We start from the raw sequence: 2,115 nt of genomic DNA, 5'->3' as shown, positions 1-2,115 counted from the left end.
ACTTGCGTCTGCCTCAATAGTCTCACCTATATAAGAAGCATTCGTAAAAGTGGCTTCAAGTTTGCCATCAACATAAAGCGTTTGTGTTCCTGTTGCACTTGAAAAAGTTCCTGTTATATGATGCCACTCGTAGAGATTTACACCTGTAGATTCTAGAATATTAGATAACCCTGAATTGGTACGGATACTAAAATTAGGCTTGTTTCCAGTTTTTATATAAAGCCTGCATGAAACATCTTCACTTACAATTGTTTTTGCAGAAACTCCTGACCCTATTTTTACCCATGCCATTATTGTGACTTCTCCTAGGCCTTGTATAAGCGGAACACCTGTTAAATAATCATCTACACCATCAAAATCGATAGTATAATCATCTGTTAAATTTAGACATGAGTATTGCGATACATTTATTTCAACATCTTCAATTTCACAATTTCCAGTATTATCTGTTATTGTAATTGTCTTGCTGCCAGTACTTACTAAAAATGGTCCAAAAGCCAAAGGGGTTCCATAAGTTCCTGTACCTGTAAGATCTCCACTAACCGTATATGTTGCCCCTATTCGGGTTCCATCTGGATCTAAAGTTATTGTATAGGTGTCGTCTGAAGTTTCTAAAGGTGTCCCATTATCGTTACAGTTAAATATTAATCCTGATTCTGTTAAATAACATCTTAACACCCCAAAATCATTGTTTTTCTCGCAATTTCCAGTCGATCCAGAAGGGAAGTTAGCGACCTCCACATTATCTGTACTAAATGTAAATCCTGCAGGATAAGAACTTAAATCAGTTTCCAATACAAAATTATCAGTTGTAACTTCGTACCTAATTAAAATATTATCAATATAAAACCGCTCGCTACCAGATGTGTACCCATTTGCTTGTACTCTTAAGGTAGTTGTAGCTGTTAATTTATCTGCATCTATGACGATACTGTTTATCGTTTCACTATTAAAATCATCTGCCTTTGCAAAAATAGTTTGGCAACTTGAAAATGTATTGTCTGAACATATTTGAATTAAAACATCATCTGAAGATTCAAGAGTACCATATTCTCTGATGTCAAATGAAATGTTTGCGTTGGTTACTCCTGCTAAGTTTACGCTTCTGTAAGCCCCTGAATCATCTCGAACAAGTAATCGTTTTTTAGAACCTTCTATTTGTATAGCTCCACTTCCCGAATTACCATCATCACTTACTTCTGTCCAATTGGTAGACCATCCTGTACCTCCGCTATAATTAGAGGAAGAAAAATCTTCCTCAATAGCTACATTGATTTTTTCAACTTCATAATCATAAAATCCAGCTTCATTTGTTGTTACCGTATTTAATAACATGTCTCCAGCATCTACAATGCCGTTATTATTAACATCATTATAAATGTTAATGTCTATATTTTCTTCCCCAATATCATCATTGTTAATGGTGTCTTCATTTAAATCAAAAAATACTTGACCGTAGATGATATTTTTATTTGGTGGTATTGCACAAGTAGAAATATTAATAATTACCGTTGCAGAATCACAAACATCAGGAAATTCTAAAGAGCAAATAGAATACTCAAAAGTATCCACGCCATCAAATCCCTCGTTAGGTGTATAGGTAACTGTTCCATCGGCATTTAATACTATAACTCCATTTGTTGGCTGTAAAAGCTCGGTTGTCACAATAGAACCCGGGTTTAAGGTTGTTAAAAATGCCGTGTCGTTATCAGCTACATTAATATTAATAGGTGTATCTATTAACCCATAAGCTACATCATCATTCGCAAATATTAGCGGGTTTAAACATAACGGTTGCATGGTTGTACCAACATCCATTGATGGAGAACCAGAAGATGCTAGTGATGCATCTTGACCATAAACGGCAAATATTTTTGTGCCATCGCAGGTATAAACGGATAGACCACTTTGGTCGTTATCAGCATTAACTGTGTCAAATATCTTCGTATAATTTAATGCATTTAAGGTTACTGCTTGATCGTAAGGTATGCCACAGGGGCTTGTAGAGGCCGTTGCGTCTTCAAAATCGCCATCATATTTAATATAAAGCGTTGTATTGGCGGTTGGTGTTACCCAAACAGGATTGTGATTTACAGAATCATCGGAACTCCCTGG

General features: G+C 35.7%; 1 protein-coding gene. It reads right to left on the bottom strand.

The window, feature by feature from the left end:
- Window positions 1-2,115, bottom strand: a 2,115-nt coding sequence (locus WBN21_RS16820) for a LamG-like jellyroll fold domain-containing protein (protein ID WP_424202344.1), incomplete at both ends; no start/stop codon positions are given.

This window comes from Algibacter sp. (assembly GCF_049667265.1).
In the GTDB taxonomy this organism is placed as follows: Bacteria; Bacteroidota; Bacteroidia; order Flavobacteriales; family Flavobacteriaceae; genus Algibacter_B.
Note: the sequence above shows the minus strand (reverse complement) of the source record. Positions and strands in the feature narration are given on the sequence as shown.